The organism is Saccharothrix stipae, assembly GCF_054781895.1.
The window spans coordinates 26543-43353 of sequence record NZ_BAAGTN010000008.1 but is presented as its reverse complement, the minus strand read 5'-3'; the positions used below and the strand labels follow the sequence as shown (position 1 = coordinate 43353).

The 16811-nt window shown below is 72.3% G+C and carries 12 protein-coding genes; 2 read left to right on the top strand and 10 right to left on the bottom strand.

The features are described 5' to 3' along the window. Positions 1–38: 38 nt before the first annotated feature. Positions 39–3236 (bottom strand): AfsR/SARP family transcriptional regulator, encoded by a 3198-nt coding sequence (locus ACYVLT_RS16965; RefSeq protein WP_461121171.1) that lies wholly within the window; start codon positions 3234–3236, stop codon positions 39–41. Between the two features lie 215 nt (positions 3237–3451). On the opposite strand from ACYVLT_RS16965, the gene ACYVLT_RS16960 reads away from it, so the two are divergent. Beyond that, positions 3452–3883: a hypothetical protein gene (locus ACYVLT_RS16960; RefSeq protein ID WP_461121170.1), complete on the top strand. Its 432-nt coding sequence runs from the start codon at positions 3452–3454 to the stop codon at positions 3881–3883. A gap of 290 nt (positions 3884–4173) precedes the next feature. On the opposite strand, the gene ACYVLT_RS16955 is transcribed toward ACYVLT_RS16960, so the two are convergent. Genes ACYVLT_RS16955 through ACYVLT_RS16940 form a run of 4 tightly spaced genes read right to left on the bottom strand, consistent with a single transcriptional unit; the run spans position 4174 to position 10117 of the window. After that, positions 4174–7482, bottom strand: a complete 3309-nt coding sequence (locus ACYVLT_RS16955; RefSeq protein WP_461121169.1) for an error-prone DNA polymerase — start codon at positions 7480–7482, stop codon at positions 4174–4176. Then, positions 7482–7730 carry a hypothetical protein gene (locus ACYVLT_RS16950; RefSeq protein ID WP_461121168.1) on the bottom strand — a complete coding sequence of 83 codons (249 nt, stop codon included), beginning with the start codon at positions 7728–7730 and terminating at the stop codon, positions 7482–7484. The genes ACYVLT_RS16955 and ACYVLT_RS16950 overlap by 1 nt, the downstream gene beginning before the upstream one ends. After that, entirely contained in the window at positions 7730–9346 is a 1617-nt protein-coding gene (locus tag ACYVLT_RS16945) for a DNA polymerase Y family protein (RefSeq protein WP_461121167.1), read from the bottom strand. The genes ACYVLT_RS16950 and ACYVLT_RS16945 overlap by 1 nt, the downstream gene beginning before the upstream one ends. 3 nt (positions 9347–9349) lie before the next feature. Beyond that, positions 9350–10117, bottom strand: a complete 768-nt coding sequence (locus ACYVLT_RS16940; protein ID WP_461121166.1) for a hypothetical protein — start codon at positions 10115–10117, stop codon at positions 9350–9352. A gap of 201 nt (positions 10118–10318) precedes the next feature. Here ACYVLT_RS16940 and ACYVLT_RS16935 point away from each other — a divergent pair, with 201 nt between their 5' ends. Next, entirely contained in the window at positions 10319–11104 is a 786-nt protein-coding gene (locus ACYVLT_RS16935) for a hypothetical protein (protein ID WP_461121165.1), read from the top strand. 60 nt (positions 11105–11164) lie between these two features. On the opposite strand, the gene purH is transcribed toward ACYVLT_RS16935, so the two are convergent. From purH to sucD, 5 genes are all read right to left on the bottom strand, one after another. Further along, positions 11165–12748 (bottom strand): bifunctional phosphoribosylaminoimidazolecarboxamide formyltransferase/IMP cyclohydrolase, encoded by a 1584-nt coding sequence (gene purH / locus ACYVLT_RS16930; protein WP_461121164.1) that lies wholly within the window; start codon positions 12746–12748, stop codon positions 11165–11167. Next, the gene (purN, locus tag ACYVLT_RS16925; RefSeq protein ID WP_461122227.1) at positions 12745–13380 is read right to left on the bottom strand and encodes a phosphoribosylglycinamide formyltransferase; all 636 of its coding nucleotides are present in this window, start codon (positions 13378–13380) and stop codon (positions 12745–12747) included. The genes purH and purN overlap by 4 nt, the downstream gene beginning before the upstream one ends. A gap of 55 nt (positions 13381–13435) precedes the next feature. After that, positions 13436–14971: a cell division protein PerM gene (locus ACYVLT_RS16920; protein WP_461121163.1), complete on the bottom strand. Its 1536-nt coding sequence runs from the start codon at positions 14969–14971 to the stop codon at positions 13436–13438. 102 nt (positions 14972–15073) lie between these two features. Continuing rightward, positions 15074–15736 carry a DUF5336 domain-containing protein gene (locus ACYVLT_RS16915; protein ID WP_461121162.1) on the bottom strand — a complete coding sequence of 221 codons (663 nt, stop codon included), beginning with the start codon at positions 15734–15736 and terminating at the stop codon, positions 15074–15076. A gap of 184 nt (positions 15737–15920) precedes the next feature. Next, on the bottom strand, positions 15921–16811 hold the full coding sequence (gene sucD / locus ACYVLT_RS16910; protein ID WP_461121161.1) for a succinate--CoA ligase subunit alpha: 891 nt from the start codon (positions 16809–16811) through the stop codon (positions 15921–15923).

Below are 16811 nucleotides of genomic sequence, written 5' to 3'. Positions count from 1 at the left end.
CTCGTGGAGGGCTGGTGCTCGACCAGGGCCGGTGGTGCTCAGGTCGTTTCGTCGTGTCCAGCCGTCATGGCGAGGAGCAGGGCCTGTGCCTCACCCGGCAGGTGCCCCGTCTCCGCGTGGATCAGTCGTGCTTGTTCGGCGTGGTCGGCGCCTGCCCGGTGGTCGCCTCGGTACACGTGGACGGCAGCGAGGGCTGCGTGGGCGTGGCCCTGGTGAGGTCGATGGCCGGTGTGGCGGGCCAGGTCGAGTGCCGCGGTGGCGTCATCGATGGCGGACGCCGGCCGGCCGCGGTGGTGGTGGACCGCCGCCAGGCCGAGCAGTGCTTCGATCCGCCCTTGTCGGTAGTGCGAGTGGTCGGCGGCCGTGAGCGCGTGTCGGTGCAGCGACTCGGCCTCGTCGAGCCGCTGTCTGAAGCGGTGCATCGCGGCGAGTGTGTTGCGCGTGTCCACCGCGACGGCGTGGTGGCCTTCTGCGGCTTCCACTGCCTGTTCGAGCAGGACTACAGCCTGGTCGTAGTCGCCGCGGAGGGCGACGAGCCTCCCTCTCACCCCTAGGTACCACGCGGTCTCGTAGCCCGCCGAGACCCGTCGGATGTGCGGAGCCGCCGAGTCGAGGAGTTCCTCGGTCCTCCTGAGGTCGCCGAGGTGCAGGCGGGTTTCGGCCAGGCCCATCAGCGCGGCGCCGCGTCCCCGGTCGTGGCCGGACGCGTCCTGCACGGCGCGTGCCCTGGTGAGGTAGTCGAGGGCCTCCGCCGGACGGCCGAGCCTCAGCGAGGTCATCCCCAGGTTGATCAGCACAGTGCCGGCGTGGATCAGGCACGTGGACTCGGCGGTGGCGATCTCGTCGGCTCGACGCAGGTGTTCCAACGCCGCCGGCAGAGTACCGGTGTAGTAGTGCAGGACGCCGAGGTTGGACAGCGCGGTACACCTGCCCAGGGGCCAATCGGCGCCTGTCGCCCCGGTCAACGCCGACTCGAAGTGGTCGACCGCCGACGCGTGGTCGCCCCTCAACAAGTCGAGCACGCCGGCGCTGTTGTCCATCGCGGCCACCGCGTGCGGGTTGCCGTCGGCCTGCGCGGCATGGAGGGCACAGCGGACGACGGTCTCCCACTGCGCGGTGTTGCCCCGCAGGAAGTACCCCTTCAACCCGTCGGCCACCTGCCAGACGAGTCGGTGCCGGCCGGTGGCCGAGGCCAGTCCCACGATCGCCGTGATGTTGGACGCTTCCGCGGTGAACCAGGCCAAGGCGGCAGCGCTGCCGTCGAAGGACATCGGCCCGTGGCCCGCCCACGAGGTGCTCCCCGGCAGGCGGACCCTTCCGGCATCGAGGACGTCCGCGGCGCTGTCGACGGCGATCGCGTACCAGGTCAGCAGACGGTCCACGGGGTCGTGTCCGTCCCGGACGGCACGGTCGGCGGCATACAGCCGGGTCAGCTCGTGCAACGCGTAGCGGCCGGGAGCAGGTTCTTCGACCAGGCTCGCAGCCACCAGGTCCCGCAGTTCGCGCTCGGCCTCGGCGAGGCCGGTATCGGCGAGCGCCGCGATCGCGGGTGCGGTCACGTCCGGTCCCGGCACCAGCCCGAGCAGCCTGAACACCCGCTGCGTCGACCGGGCCCTGGCCGCGTAGGACAACTCGATGGCGGCGCCGACGGCCGCGGTCGGGTCGCCGTGCAGCTCCAGCGCGGCGAGCCGGTCGCCGCCGCGCAGCGCGGTCGTGTAGTCGCCGATCGAGCGGTTCGGCTGGGCGGCGAGGTGCGCGGCGGCGATGCGAAGGGCGAGCGGCAACCCACCGCACAGTGCCACCAGGTCGGTGGCGGCTTCGGGTTCGGCGGCGACGCGCGTCCCGCCGATGATCCGGTCGAGCACCGCTTTGGCATCGTCGACGCCCAGCACGTCCAGCCGCTGTTGCCGGGCACCCTCGTGTGCCACGAGGCCGTCGAGCCTGTTGCGGCTGGTGACGACCACGGTGCAGTCCGGCGTGCCCGGCAGCAGGGGACGAACCTGACCCGCGTCGACGGCGTCGTCGAGCACGACCAGCATCCGCCTGTCCGCCAACGTCGAGCGGTAGACCGCGGCCGCGCCGTCCACGCTCGCGGGTCGCCTGATCGGCGCGACTTCGAGCGCCTGCAGCAACTCCTCCAGTGCCTGCCTGGCCGTCAGCGGCATTCCAGCGCTGTGTCCGCGCAGGTTGACGAACAGTTGTCCGCCGGGGAAGCGGTCCCGGTTGCCGTGGGCCCAATACAGTGCCAGCGCAGTCTTGCCCACGCCCGCAGTGCCGGTCAGGACGTGCACCACCGGGCTGCCGTCGACCCCGTCATGTGCTCCACCCATGACGCTCAGCGCTTCCTCCCTGCCGACGAAACTCCGTGGCACGGACGGCAACTGCGCGATACCGGCGGCGATCGGGCGGACCTCGGATCGCGATCGGTACCGAGACCGGGCGGCACCCACCTCGTGCACCGTGCTCCGGGGCTCGATGCCGCGCTCCGGATCCACCCCGCGTCCGGAGCCGCCGGCCAGGATCTGGCCGTGCAGGTTTCGCAGGGCCGCGCCAGGGTCCGAACCGAGTTCCTCGACCAGTCGCGCACGAACCTGCCGGTAGTGCTCCAATGCGTCGGCCGTGCGGCCGGCCTGGTGCAGGGCCAGCATGTACTGGCCGGCCACTCGCTCGTCCAAGGGGGCCGCACCGGACTGCTCGGCCAACCCGACCACCAGTTGCCCGCCGCGGCCCAGACGTAGCAGGACGTCAGTCAAGTCGTGCTGCGCGGCCGATCGTTCCAACTCGAGCCGGTCACGTTCGGCTTCGACCCACTCGCCGTCCACGCCTGTCAGAGCCTGCCCGTGCCACAACTCCAGTGCGAGGGTCAGCGACCGAGCGGCCCGCTCGTCGTCCTCCGCATGGGCGTTGGTGCGCAGGTCGCGGAACCGGTGCAGGTCCACCACCGGCTCGGTCGCGTCAGTGGTCAACACGTAGCCGCCCGACCGACGCACGATCACCACGCCGTCCGCGGCGGCCAGCGCTCGGCGTAGCCGGGAGATGTAGTTGTGCAGCGTCGACCGCGCCTTCGGCGCGACATCGGTACCCCAGACCCGTTCGACCAGCCGGTCCACCGGCACCACCCGCCCGGCGTCGACCGCCAACGCGACCAGCACGCACCGCTGCCTGGGCGTGCCCAGGTCCACCGACCGCCCACCGACCTCCGCGCCGACCTCACCCAACAGACGCACCACCGCCACGCCCACCGCCCCCTTCCCTGTCGCCCCCGGGGCTACAGGCATAGCGGCCTGTGCAGCGCAGTACAGAAAACCTGCGAGAAGTTCACACGATCGGACCCGCATCTTCCAGATCGGACAGCCCGCTCAGCGGAGGAAACCCGCGATCGGAACGGTCCGGATTCTCCGGACACATCCAAAGGGGAGATATGAAGAGATCATCGTCACGTACCATAGCGGTGCTGCTGACGCTCGCCTGCGCCCTGCTCGGTACCTTGATCGGCGCCGGGCAGGCGTCGGCGGAACCTGAATACCCGAGTTTCTACGAGACCGCGGTACCGGCCAACGGAAGGGTATTCTGCTACGGCTACGGCGGCACGTTCAAAGTCGGCACATACGTAGTCGTCGTCGACTGGAAATCCAGCAGCGACGAGTGCTTCGGCATCTCGACCGACCGCACGATCTGGCACGCCTGGCCCAACTCGGGCGGGTGGAAGAAAATGGGCGGCGGCGGCTACGCAGACACCATCGCCCCCCTGTTGTTCCTCGAAGACCGGGACACCAAAGAGCGCCTGGCAGTGGTCTACACGGCATCGAGCAACAAATTCTGGTGCCAGCTCTACCGCCTTCCCGGCGGTTGGACGAACTCCTGGTACGAGTGCTACCGCTGATCGATCACCGCGGTAGAACGCCCCAGTGTCGGCCGTAACGGGCGATGTGGTGACCGGAAACATCGGGCTTGCCACTGCGAATCGATTCATCGTGCGGTGGACGGATCCGTCGCCGGCACCTGGGCCAGGCATGCGGAGCGCTTGGCCCAGGTGCCGGCGAAGCACGAGCAACAGCACGCACGCGCCGCAGTTTCGGACATGTGGCGGATCCGCCGACCACCCACCACCACCGCTGAGAATCCGCCATCGGGCTTGAGACCCGACACCGGGTCGGCCGGTACCGGTGCGGTTCAGCGGAAGTCGCGGGAGCGGGAGGGGATGCGCAGGTCCAGGTGTTGCAGGCGTTCCGCCCGGATGCTGATCACGCCTTCCGCTGCCTCGACCACCCCTCTGACCAGCAGCGCGGGGCTGGTTCGGGCGACCTTGCGGTAGCGGGACCACAGGCCGGTGGTGCAGACGACGTTGACCATGCCGGTCTCGTCCTCGATGTTGAGGAACGTGACGCCGCCCGCGGTACCGGGGCGTTGGCGGTGGGTCACCGCACCGCCGATCAGCACCCTGGTGCCGTCGGGCACCCGGGCCAGGTCCGCGGTGGCCAGGGCGCCCAGGCTGGTCAGGCGATCGCGCACGAACTCGGTCGGGAAGCTGTCCGGTGACAAACCCATCGCCCACACGTCGGCGACGGCGAGCTCCACCTCGTCCATGCCGGGCAGGGCGGGTGCGTCGGTGCCGACCACGGTGCCGGGCAGGCGGTCGGGGCGGATCTTCGCCACGGCGCCCGCCGACCACAGCGCGGCACGCCGGTCGAGGCCGAAGCAGCCGAACGCGCCCGCGGTGGCCATGGCCTCCACCTGCGCGGTGGTCAGGCGGACCCGGGCGCCGAAGTCCGCCATGTCCCGGAACGGACCCGACTCCCGTTGCGCGACAACGCTTTCGGCGACCTGCTGGCCGATGGTCCGGATGCCGCCCAGCCCGATGCGCACGGCCTGCTCGCCGTCGACCGACTCCAGGGTCGCGTGCGGGAGGCTGGCGTTGACATCGGGGCCGAGCACGCGCACGCCGTGCCGACGGGCGTCGGCCACCAGCGACTGGGGTGAGTAGAAGCCCATGGGCTGGGCGCGCAGCAACGCCGCGCAGAACGCGGCCGGGTGGTAGAGCTTGAACCAGGCGCTGACGAACACGAGGTGCGCGAAGCTGAGCGCGTGGCTCTCCGGGAAGCCGAAGTTGGCGAACGCCAGCAGCTTCGCGTAGATCCTCTCCGCCAACTCCTGACCGACACCGTTGGCCTTGGCACCCTCGTAGAAGCGCTCACGGAGGCGTTCCATGCGGTGCGTGGAGCGTTTGGCGCCCATGGCACGGCGCAGTTCGTCGGCCTCGGCGGGGCTGAAGTCGGCCACGTCGACCGCGATCTGCATCAGCTGCTCCTGGAACAGCGGCACCCCGAGGGTCTTCTTGAGCGCACCCTCCAACAAGGGGTGGTCGTAGTCACACTCCTCCCGGCCGTTGCGGCGGCGGATGTAGGGGTGCACCGAGCCGCCCTGGATCGGGCCGGGGCGGATCAGCGCCACCTCCACCACCAGGTCGTAGAACGTCCGCGGCTTGAGCCGGGGCAGGGTGGCCATCTGGGCGCGGCTCTCCACCTGGAAGACGCCGACGGAATCGGCGCGTTGCAGCATCTCGTAGACGCGCTCGTCCTCCAGGTCGAGGTCGCCGATGTCGACCTCCACGCCCTCGTGCTCGCGCACCAGGTCGATGGCGTAGTGCAGCGCCGAGAGCATCCCCAGGCCGAGCAGGTCGAACTTGACCAACCCGATGGAGGCGCAATCGTCCTTGTCCCACTGCAACACCGTGCGGTCGGTCATCCGACCCTTCTCGACCGGGCACACCTCGCTGACCGGCCGGTCGCAGATGACCATGCCGCCGGAGTGGATGCCCAGGTGCCGCGGGAAGTTCTCCAACTCGGCGGCCAGCTCCAGCACCGGGCGCGGTATGCCGCTCTCCTCCACCGCGGACCGCAACGGCCCCCAGCGGTCGATCTGCTTGCTCCACGCGTCCTGCTGGCCGACCGAGTGGCCCAGCGCCCGCGCCACGTCCCGGATCGCCGACCGGCCGCGGTAGCTGATGACGTTGGCGACCTGGGCGGCGTGCCGTCGCCCGTACTTGCGGTAGACGTACTGGATGGCCTCCTCGCGGCGGTCGGACTCGATGTCGAGGTCGATGTCGGGAGGGCCGTCGCGGGCCGGGGCCAGGAAGCGCTCGAAGAGCAGGTCGAAGCGGACCGCGTCCACGTTGGTGATGCCCAGGGCGTAGCAGACCGCCGAGTTCGCGGCCGACCCGCGGCCCTGGCAGAGGATGTCGTTGCGCCGGCAGAACGAGACGATGTCGTGCACGACCAGGAAGTAGCCGGGGAAGTTCAACTCCTCGATGACCCTCAACTCGTGCTCGACCTGCTGGTACGCCCTGGGGTTCTCGCCGATCGAGCGGTAGCGGCGGGCCGCGCCCTCGTAGGTCAGCTTGCGGAGGTGGCTGTTCTCGTCCTCCCCCGACGGCACGTCGAACGGCGGCAGTTGCGGCGCGATCAGCTTCAGGTCGAACTGGCACTGCATGCCGAGCACGGCCGAGCGGTGCACCGCGCCGGGGAACCGGGCGAACCGGCGGGCCATCTCCTCCCCCGACCGCAGGCACGCCGTGCGGCCGGGCGGCAGCCAGCCCGCCATCTCGTCCAGGCTGCGCCGCGCCCGCACCGCCGCCATCGCCGCCGCCAGCCGACCGCGCGCGGGCACCGCGTAGTGCACGGCGTTCGTCGCCACGGTCGGCAACCCCAGGTCGTGGGCCATCCCCCAGAGCAGGTCGTTGCGCGGACCGTCCTCGGGGTAGCCGTGGTCGGTCAGCTCCACGAACACCCGGTCCGCGCCGTACCGGTCGACCAGCCCGCGCAGTCGCGCGAACGCCGCCGCCGGCCCTTCCCGCGCCAACGCCCGGCGCACCGCGCCCTTGCGGCAACCGGTGAGCACGACGCAGTCGTCCCGGGTGTCGGCGACGACCTCCTCCAGCTCGTAGACCGGCCGCCCCTTCTCACTGCCGTCGGCGAGCTGGCCGGTGGTGATCGTGCGGCACAGGGCGTGGTAGCCGTCGCGGTTGGCGGCCAGCAGGAGCAGGTGCTCGCCCTCCGGGTCGGGCACGCCGTTCTGCGGCGCGGACAGCCCGAGGCTCAGCTCCGTGCCGAACACCGTGCGCACACCCAGTTCCTTGGCTGCCTCGGCGAACCGCACCACGCCGTACATGCCGTCGTGGTCGGTCAGCGCCACACCGTCCAACCCGAGCTGCTGCGCCGCCTCCACCAGCTCCTCCGGGTGGCTCGCGCCGTCGAGGAAGCTGAAGTTGGAGTGGCAGTGCAGCTCGACGTACGGCACGCGGGCGCGGGTCGACCCGAGGTCGTCCACCTTGACCGCGAAGTCGGGCGGCGCCTCGTACCGGTCGCGATGGCGCGTCCACGCCGGGCTGTCGCCGCCGTCGGGGACCGGCGCTTCCCCGGACTTCCGCCCCGACAGCGCGCGCTCCAACTCCGACCAGCGGACCGGCGGGTTGTTCCAGCCCATCAGCGCCGCTCGTCCCGGCCTGGCCGCTCGGCCCAGCCGGGCAGGTCGTCGAGGGCTCGCCGGGGCGCCGGGATCGACGGCGCCGCCGGTGGCAGCCGCGCCGGCAGCCAGCCGAAGCTCACCACGTAGGCCGGTCCCCCGCGTTGATCCGGCACGTCGGGTCCCGCCGGCACGTCGTGCCGGCGGGCGCAGTCGTCCAGCCACTCGGCCAGACCACGGCGATCCTGTTCGGAGAAGTCACCGCTCATCAGTCGTACACCCCTTCCACCGCCCACTTGCCGCCTGCGCGGATCAGCAGGAACGCCAGTTCCTCGCCGTCCGCCGCGGTTCCCAGCACCTGCAATCGGGCACCGCGCAGCGCGGCCTCCGCGTCCCACCAGCGCTCGTCCACCGGCCACGGTCCCGACCACGCCACGACCTGCCGCGTCCGACCGCCGTGCACGATCCGGTGCGGCCGCACGACCAGCTCCGCGTAGCCGGTGACCACGACGTCCGCGCCCGAGGAGTCCAGCAGCGCGACCGGCTCGGGTTCGGCGAACACCGTCGCGGGCGACGGCGCGGGCAGCTGCCCCGGCCACGGCTGGTCCGGGTCCGCGGCCGGGGTGCGCTCGTCGCCCCACGGCACCAGCCGCACCCGCTCGACCGGCCCGCGTCCGCCGCCGAGCACGGGCGTGAGCACGGCGTCCGGTCCGAGCAGGCCCTGGACGTGCACCATCGCGCGCGCCGCGCGTTCGGCCGCCTCGCCCTGGTCCTGACCCGCGCCGGGCCACAGACCCAGTTGCAGGGCGGTGGCGTCGACCACCTCTTCGGGGTCGAGCCGCAGCAGGTGGATGCCGGCGGTGGGGCCGGCCCGGTCGAGGCGAGCACGGGTGAGCCAGCCGTCGAGCTGCCAGCGGACCCGGTCCGCGATGCCCTGCGGGGTCAGCGGTTCGGCGCACCGCCACACCCGGTGCAGCTCCTCGCCGTTCTCGGTGGTGGCCCGGATGCCGAGGCGGGTGCAGGCCAGACCGCGGTCGGCGAGCCCCGCGTGCAGGCGCTCGGCGAGGCCCTTGGCCGCGAACGCCGCCGCGTCGACCCGGTCGATCGGCGGGTCGAGCTCACGGGTGACCGACAGCTCGGGCGGCGGGCGGCGGCGTGACCTGGGCCGTTCCTCCAGCCCGGCGGCCAGCCGGTGGGCCAGCACGGCGGCGCGGCCGAAGCGGGTGGCGACGTCCCGCTCGGGCACGGCGGCGAACGCGCCCAGGGTGCGCAGGCCGAGCCGGCGCAGCAGGTCGACCAGCGCGGACCGGTCCTCACGGCGCTCGGCGGGCTGGTCGAGTTCGCGGATGCCGAGCGGGGCGAGGAACGCCGCGGTCCCGCCGGGCGGCACGATCAGCCCGCGGTGCGCGGCCAGGGTCGAGGCGAACAAGCCGTCCGCGAACCCGACCTGCGCTTCGACGCCGGCGCGCACCGCGACGTGGTCGACCAGGCGCTCGGCGGCCAGTGCCGCGGAGGAGTAGTACCCGACCGGTCCTTGAGCCGCGACGACCACGAGCCCCGGCCGGACCACCTCGATGCCGGGCGCGAGCTCCTCCACCGCCGCCGCGACCGGCTCGAAGAGACGGGCGTCGCGCACCTCGTCGTACTCGAAGACGGCCAGCTCGGGGCACTGCCCCTGAGCCGCGCGACGACGCATCCCGCGCCGCACCCCTTCGGCGCGCGCGACCGCCGAGCAGGCGGCGACTTCGCCTGCTCCGACGACGGCGGCGGGCACGTGCGGCGGCAGCGCGGCCTCCGCGGCGGCAGCCACCACCGGCCAGTCAGGGCACCAGACGGCGAGCGTGTACAGGGTGTTCACCTCTTCGGTGGATTCGGGAGCGCGCACGGGTCACCCCGCCTCGGCGGTGGTCGGCAGCGACGGGCCGGCGATCGGCGTGAGCAGGCCGGTGGTCGGCAGCGGTGGGTCGGCAGGCGGCGGTGAGTCGGCGGTCGGTACGGGGACCAGAGCGGGGCCCGCAGTGGGGCGAGGAGAGGGCTCGGTGCCGGGCAGCACCAGGCTGGTCTGCCGCGGTCTCGTGGCGGCGCCTCGGCCCGTCGCCTGGACGGTGACGGTTCGGGTGGCCAGCACGCCGTGGCCCGCTTCCAGCCCGGTCCACCGGCCGGAGGCGGCCGTCAGCTCCACGTCGGCGCCCGGCCAGGGGACGGCGAACGGCAGCAGGACCGCTTTGCGGTGACGTGCCCTGGCGCTGAGCTTGCGCGAGGTCGCCGCGGTGACCGGGGTGGCCACCGCGACCAGGTCGAACCCGTCCAGGAGGGCCGCCACGGTCTTCTCGACCTCGCCCCGGTCCCTCCCAGGACGAGGAACCAGGGCGAGTCGGTGGACGGCCACGCCCAGCTCGGCCGCCGCGAGCACCCCGCACCCCGGCAGACCGACCACGGCCGCCCAGCACCCTTCCGCCGTCGCCGCGGCCATCAGCGCGAGCAGCAACGATGTCGACCCACGCACCGACACCGTGCTGCCCCGCCGCAGGCCGCCCCACGGGAGGAGCCCTGCCAGTTCCCCGCGAACCGGCAGGGTCCGAGCCGGTGCCGTGGTCAGCTCGCCCGCCGCGCCTACCCCGAGCGCGGTCAGCGTCGCCGTTGCCGACCTGGACACCAGCCCTCCTCCCACTGATCCGCGCGCACCCCTGTGCGCGGATCGCCGTGGGAAGTTCGGCGACCTGTCCGTCGAACACTTGTTCGAACGACAGGGTGATCTTATCCCGAACCAGGCACCCGCTGTCAATGCTGCCGAGGTCCCCGATCGGGTGGCCGGCAGACTGCTCCGCGCGCACCGACCGGCAACACGGGGGGAACCGTGAACGCACCGCAGAACCCGCAGTCCTGGCCACCTCAACAGCCCCCGCCGGGCTCCCACCAGCCCGGCTACGGCCCACCACAGCCAGGCGCCCCCCTGCCACCCGGCAACCACGGCCCGCCACCGCCCGGGTTCCCGCACGCCCCGGGCGGGTACGGGCCCGGCCAGCCGCCCCGGAAGAAGCGGACCGGGCTGATCGTCGGTATCGCGATCGGCGTCGTCGTGCTCGTGCTGGCCGGCATCTTCGGCTCCCTGTACCTCAAGTACGCCGAGGAACCCGGCGGCGGCCCCGGCGCGGAACCGATCGCCGGGTGCGAGCTGAGCGCCGAGGTCAGGTCACAGGCGCACGTCAGCAGCTTCCGGCTCATCCAGGCGCCGACCGACGCCAAGAAGGGCATGAAGCAGAGCCATTGCGCGTGGGAGCAGACGAAGGGCAAGGACGGCCCGAACCCGCGCCGCCTCAGCTTCCTCGTCTACGACTTCACCACGTTCTCCGACAAGGCCGACCGCAACCTCGACCAGGCCCACGACAACTACACGAGCTTCATGTCGTACGGCACCGGCGACCAGGCCAAGACCCTCGACCTCGGTGACGAGTCGATGATCCTCATCCCGACCTCGCCGACCGACCTCACCGAGGTGAACCTGCTGGTCCGCAAGGGCCCGGTGGTGTGGAACATCCGCTACACGGGCCACGACAAGGGCTTCTTCAGCGACTCCGGGTTCCCGATCGCGGACGCCGAGGCCGTGGCCGTCAAGGCGGCCGAAGACCTGATCTCGAAGTAGTCGGAAAACGGCTCGGGGGCTCCCCACCCGCGGCGAGGAGCCCCCGAGACCGATCGGAACCTAGTGCGCGAAGTGCCGCGTGCCGGTCAGGTACACCGTCGCACCGGCCGCCTCGGCCGCCGCGATCACCTCGGCGTCACGCACCGACCCACCGGGCTGCACGACCGCGCGCACACCGGCCTCCAGCAACACCTCCAGCCCGTCCGGGAACGGGAAGAACGCGTCCGACGCGGCCACCGAACCCCGCGCCCGGTCACCCGCACGCGCGACCGCGAGCCGGGCCGCGTCCACCCGGTTGACCTGGCCCATGCCCGCGCCGACCGTCGCGCCACCGGACGCGAGCAGGATCGCGTTCGACTTCACCGCCCGGCACGCCCGCCACACGAACGCCAGGTCGGCCAGGCCCTCCTCGTCCAACGGCGTGCCGCACGCCAGCGTCCACTTGGCCGGGTCGTCGCCCTCGGCCTCGATCGTGTCCGCCGTCTGCACCAACAGCCCACCGGACACGGCACGCATCTCCACGCCACCGCGCACCGGCTCGGGCGCGACCAGGATGCGGATGTTCTTCTTCCGCGTCAGCACGTCCACCGCGCCGTCGGCGTACGAGGGCGCGATGATCACCTCGGTGAAGATCTCCGCCACCTGCTCGGCCAGCTCCACGGTCACCTCGCGGTTCACCGCGATCACGCCGCCGAACGCGCTCACCGGGTCGCACGCGTGCGCGTTGCGGTGCGCCTCGGCGATCGCCCCCGGACCGTCCACACGGGACACCGCGATGCCGCACGGGTTGGCGTGCTTGATGATCGCCACGCACGGCAGCTCGTGGTCCCACGCCGCCCGCCACGCGGCGTCCGCGTCGACGAAGTTGTTGTAGGACATCTCCTTGCCGTGCAACTGCTCCGCCGTCGCCAGCCCGGAACGCCCGTCGCCCTGCGTGTACAGCGCGGCCCGCTGGTGCGGGTTCTCGCCGTAGCGCAGCACCTGCTTGCGGTCCCACGTCGCGCCGACCCAGCCGGGGAAGCCGGAGCCCTCGTCGTCGGCCGCCACCGCGCTGCCCAGCCACGACGCCACGGCCACGTCGTAGGACGCGGTGTGCCGGAACGCGTCCACGGCCAGCCGCTGCCGGTCGGCCAACGTGAACCCGCCTGCCGTGACCTGCTCCAACACCCACGAGTACCGCGACGGGTCCACCACCACGGCGACGCTGGCGTGGTTCTTGGCCGACGCCCGCACCATGGCCGGCCCGCCGATGTCGATCTGCTCCACGCACTCGTCCGCCGACGCGCCCGAGGCGACCGTCTGCGTGAACGGGTAGAGGTTCACCACGAGCAGGTCGAACGGCTCGATGCCCAGCTCGCGCAGCTTCGCCACGTGCTCGTCACGCCGGGTGTCGGCGAGCAGGCCCGCGTGCACGCCGGGGTGCAGCGTCTTCACCCGGCCGTCCAACGCCTCCGGGAACCCGGTGACCTGCTCGACCGGCGTGACCGGCACGCCCGCGTCGGCCAGCGCGCGCGCCGTGCCGCCGGTGGAGACGATCTCGACTCCGGCCGCGTGCAGGCCGGTGGCCAGTTCCAGCAGCCCCGACTTGTCGGAAACCCCGATCAGGGCCCGGCGAACCGGTCGCCTCTCGGCAGGAGTGGTCACGGAATGCTCACCTTTCGTCCGTTCACGGTGCAGCCCTCGCGGGCCAGGCGGGCGACCACGTCGACCAGCAGCCGCCGCTCCACCACCTTGATGCGCTCGTGCAGGCTTTCGACGTCGTCGTCATCGGCGACGACGACCGCCTCCTGGGCCAGGATCGGCCCGGTGTCCACACCGCCGTCCACCAGGTGCACGGTCGCGCCGGTCACCTTCACGCCGTAGTCGACGGCGTCGCGGACGCCGTGCGCGCCGGGGAAGGCGGGCAGCAGCGCGGGGTGGGTGTTGACCATCCGGCCGCCGAAGCGGGCCAGGAAGGCGGGTCCGAGGATCTTCATGAACCCGGCGGAGACCACCAGGTCGGGCTCGTGCGCCTCGACGGCGTCGGCCAGCGCGCCGTCCCACGCGTCGCGGTCGGCGTGGTCGCGCAGCTTCACCACGAAGCCGGGGACGCCGGCGCGCTCGGCGCGGTCCAGGCCCTCGATGCCGTCGCGATCGGCGCCGACGGCGACCACTTCGACCGGGTATCCGGGGTCGGCCGCCGCGTCCAGCAACGCCTGCAACAGGGTGCCGGAACCGGAGACGAGGACGACGACCCTGGCGGGGACGGGAAGCCGGAGTGTGGTCGCGGCGCTCAGCGTGCTCTCCTTGCTGGGGACTGTCACAGCAGCTCAAGAGCAGCCTAGGCGTTGCCTACCGGGGCTTGTCGGCCAGGTCCTCCGGGTCGTCGCCGGCGTCGCCGGCGCCGCTGCCGTCGTCAACGTCGTCGTCAGCGCCGTCGGCCGGCTCGGGCCCCTCGCCCTCTCCACCCTCCTCGACTTCACCCTCCTCGACTGCGCCGTCCTCCTCGGCCAACTCCTCGTCGAGGTCGTCGTACTCGTCGAGGTCGTGGTCGAACTCCTCGTCGTCTTCCTCTTCTTCCTCGAACTCGTCTTCGAGCTCTTCCTCTTCGAACTCTTCCGCGTCCTCTTCGTCCTCGTACTCGTCGTAGTCGTCGTACTCATCCGCCTCGGCGTCCTCGGCGACGACGGGCTCGGGCTCCACCACCCGCGGCGGCCGGGGTCCGGCGAACCAGGCCACGATCGCGCCGGGCACGGTCACCCACCCGAACGTGAGCACGGCCAGCAGCCCGGCCGGGATGGTGACGGGGTTGAACACCCCACCGCCCAGCGCGCCACCGGCGACCGCCGCCAGCACCAGCGCGCCCACGCCCGCGGTCACCGCCGCCACCAGCACCGCGCGCACCCGCGACCGGGGCATCCCGGCGGCGTCGCGCAACGACAGCCCGACCAGCACCCCGATCACCCCCGGCAGCACCAGGACCAGCGGCAGGTAGCTCGCGTGCTCCTCGGGCAACGCGGCCAGCAGCGGCACGGCGGGCACCGGGCCGCCGGTGAACTCCAGCGGGCCGACCACCACCCCACCGATCGAGAACCCCGCGCCCGCCACGTACGACAGCGCGCCCACCACCGCGTTCGGCAGGTACGCCAGGCACAGCAGCCAGAGACCCAGGCCGGTGCCGATGGTGCCGCCGCTGCGGTCGAACAGCTGCGCGGTCGTCGACCAGGAGAAGACCAGCCCGAGCGCCAGCACCAGCGCACCCGCCGCCACCAGCGCGAACAACGCCGACGCGCCCGCGCGCAACCCGCGCCGCGCCACCGGGTCGATCCGCTCGAACACGACCTCCACCAGGCCGCAGCGCTGCGCGACACCCGCGACCGCCGCCACCCCGGACACCGCCGCGCACCCGAAGAACGCCACCGCGGGCGTGGCGCGGACCGGGCCCTCGTCACCCATCAGGAACGCGATCACGCTGCCGACCACGGCGTGCGCCCCGGCGATGCCGAACACCACCGACCGCGCCTGCAACGGCTCGAACAGCCCCAACCGGTCCGCCGCGCCCGCCGCCGCCCGGTACACCAGCAGCATCACCAGCGCCGTCGGCAGCAGGGGCAGCAGGCCGAGCTGCCCGCCGTCGAAGCGCAGCGGCACGTGGTGCGCGACCAGCCAGCCCGGCGCGGCGGCGGTGAGCACACCGGTGGTGGAGAAGGACGCGTGCGCGGCCGTCGAGGAGACCAGCGCGAGGAGGGCCGCGACGCCCGCGTAGCCGATGACCACCGACCCGGCGGCGGTCATCGTCAGCACCCGCAGCCGTTCGGCGCGGGAGAACTCGGGCGGGCGGACGGAGTCCGTCACGACGCCGTGCGCGGTCGTTTGCTGCACCGACATCCTCCCACTGTCCCAGTAGCGGTGAGCCGTTCGGTCGAGGCTCGCCGGACACGCGAAGAGGGGTGGCGCCGGAGCTCCGGCGCCACCCCTCCCACGACGTGCTCAGCCCTGCTGCGGCCCGCCGAACCCGCCGGGCGGGGTGCCCTGGCCGGGCTGCTGGCCGGGCTGGCCGAACTGGCCCGGCTGCGGCATGTAGGACGTCGGCTGCGGCTGACCGGGCTGCTGGCCCTGCGGCTGCCCCTGCGGCGGCGGCGCCTGCTGGCCGAACTGGCCGGACGGCGGGCCGAACTGCTGCGGCTGCTGGCCCTGCTGCGGGAACGCGCCGGAGTGCGGGTTCCAGCCACCGGGCTGGCCGTAGACGTTGGCGGCCTTCGGCTGGAGCTTCACGATGCCGGTCTCCAGCAGCAGGCTCATCACCACGGCCGCGGTGAGCAGCAGCGCCACGATCAGCAGCACGATCTGCATGCCCTGCACGTCGGCCTCGGTGGTGATCAGGCCCTGGAGCAGCCCGAGGGTCGGGATCAGCGCGAAGGGGACCGCCGCGTACAGCAGGCCCTTGGGCGCCTTCGGCAGCACCGACAGGCCGGCGAGGATGCCCGCCGCGTACAGGTACTCCGACGACGGCACGTCGTCGGCGAACGCGAGCAGGAACGCGATCAGCGCCAGACCGGCGGCGACCAGCGGAAGGATGAGGTTCAGGTTCACACCCACCGCCGGCTGCGCCGGTCCCGGCTGCTGCTGAGGGGCGCCGTACGGCTGGGACATGATGCGGTCTCCTCCACCTTCGGAACTGATTTCGGGTCGACAGAACGCTAGCCGATGCACACTCTCCGACGACGACCGGACTCCCCGGGTTCCCCCCAATGTGCGCATTGACTCGTCCGCGAACGCACCGAGGGCCACCTCCCGGCGGAGGTGACCCTCGGTGCGTGACACGAACGGACGAGTGTCAGCCGATGGACTGCATGATGTCCCGCATCAGGTCGGCGGTCTCGCTCGGCGTCTTGCCGACCTTGACGCCGGCGGCCTCCAGGGCCTCCTTCTTCGCCTGCGCGGTGCCGGCCGAGCCGGACACGATCGCGCCCGCGTGGCCCATCGTCTTGCCCTCGGGCGCGGTGAAGCCCGCCACGTAGCCGACGACCGGCTTGGTGACGTTGTCCTTGATGTAGGCCGCGGCCCGCTCCTCGGCGTCGCCGCCGATCTCGCCGATCATCACGATCGCCGCGGTCTCCGGGTCGGCCTCGAAGGCCGCCAGCGCGTCGATGTGGGTGGTGCCGATGATCGGGTCGCCGCCGATGCCGATGGCGGTGGAGAAGCCGAAGTCACGCAGCTCGTACATCATCTGGTAGGTCAGCGTGCCGGACTTCGACACCAGACCGATCTTGCCCGCGCCGGAGATGTTGGCCGGGATGATGCCCGCGTTGGACTGCCCGGGGCTGATCAGACCGGGGCAGTTCGGGCCGATGATCCGGGTCTTGTTGCCGGTCGCGACGGCGTGCGCCCAGAACGCGGCGGTGTCGTGCACCGGGATGCCCTCGGTGATCACGACGGCCAGGCCGATGCCCGCGTCGATCGCCTCGATCACGGCCGCCTTGGCGAACGCCGGCGGCACGAAGATCACGGTCACGTCGGCGCCGGTGGCCTCCATGGCCTCGGCCACGGTGCCGAACACCGGCAGCACGTTGCCGTCGAAGTCGACCTTCTCGCCGGCCTTGCGCGGGTTCACGCCGCCGACGATGTTCGTGCCCGAGGCCAGCATCCGCTTGGTGTGCTTGGTGCCCTCGGCGCCGGTCATGCCCTGGACGATGACCTTGCTGTCCTTGGTGATGAAGATAGCCAT

Coding starts and splice junctions, on each gene's coding strand:
- sucD (WP_461121161.1), bottom strand. CDS start 16,811: ATGGCTATCTTCATCACCAAGGACAGCAAGGTCATCGTCCAGGGCATG.
- ACYVLT_RS16950 (WP_461121168.1), bottom strand. CDS start 7,730: ATGAGCGGTGACTTCTCCGAACAGGATCGCCGTGGTCTGGCCGAGTGG.
- ACYVLT_RS16955 (WP_461121169.1), bottom strand. CDS start 7,482: ATGGGCTGGAACAACCCGCCGGTCCGCTGGTCGGAGTTGGAGCGCGCG.
- ACYVLT_RS16915 (WP_461121162.1), bottom strand. CDS start 15,736: ATGTCCCAGCCGTACGGCGCCCCTCAGCAGCAGCCGGGACCGGCGCAG.
- ACYVLT_RS16920 (WP_461121163.1), bottom strand. CDS start 14,971: ATGTCGGTGCAGCAAACGACCGCGCACGGCGTCGTGACGGACTCCGTC.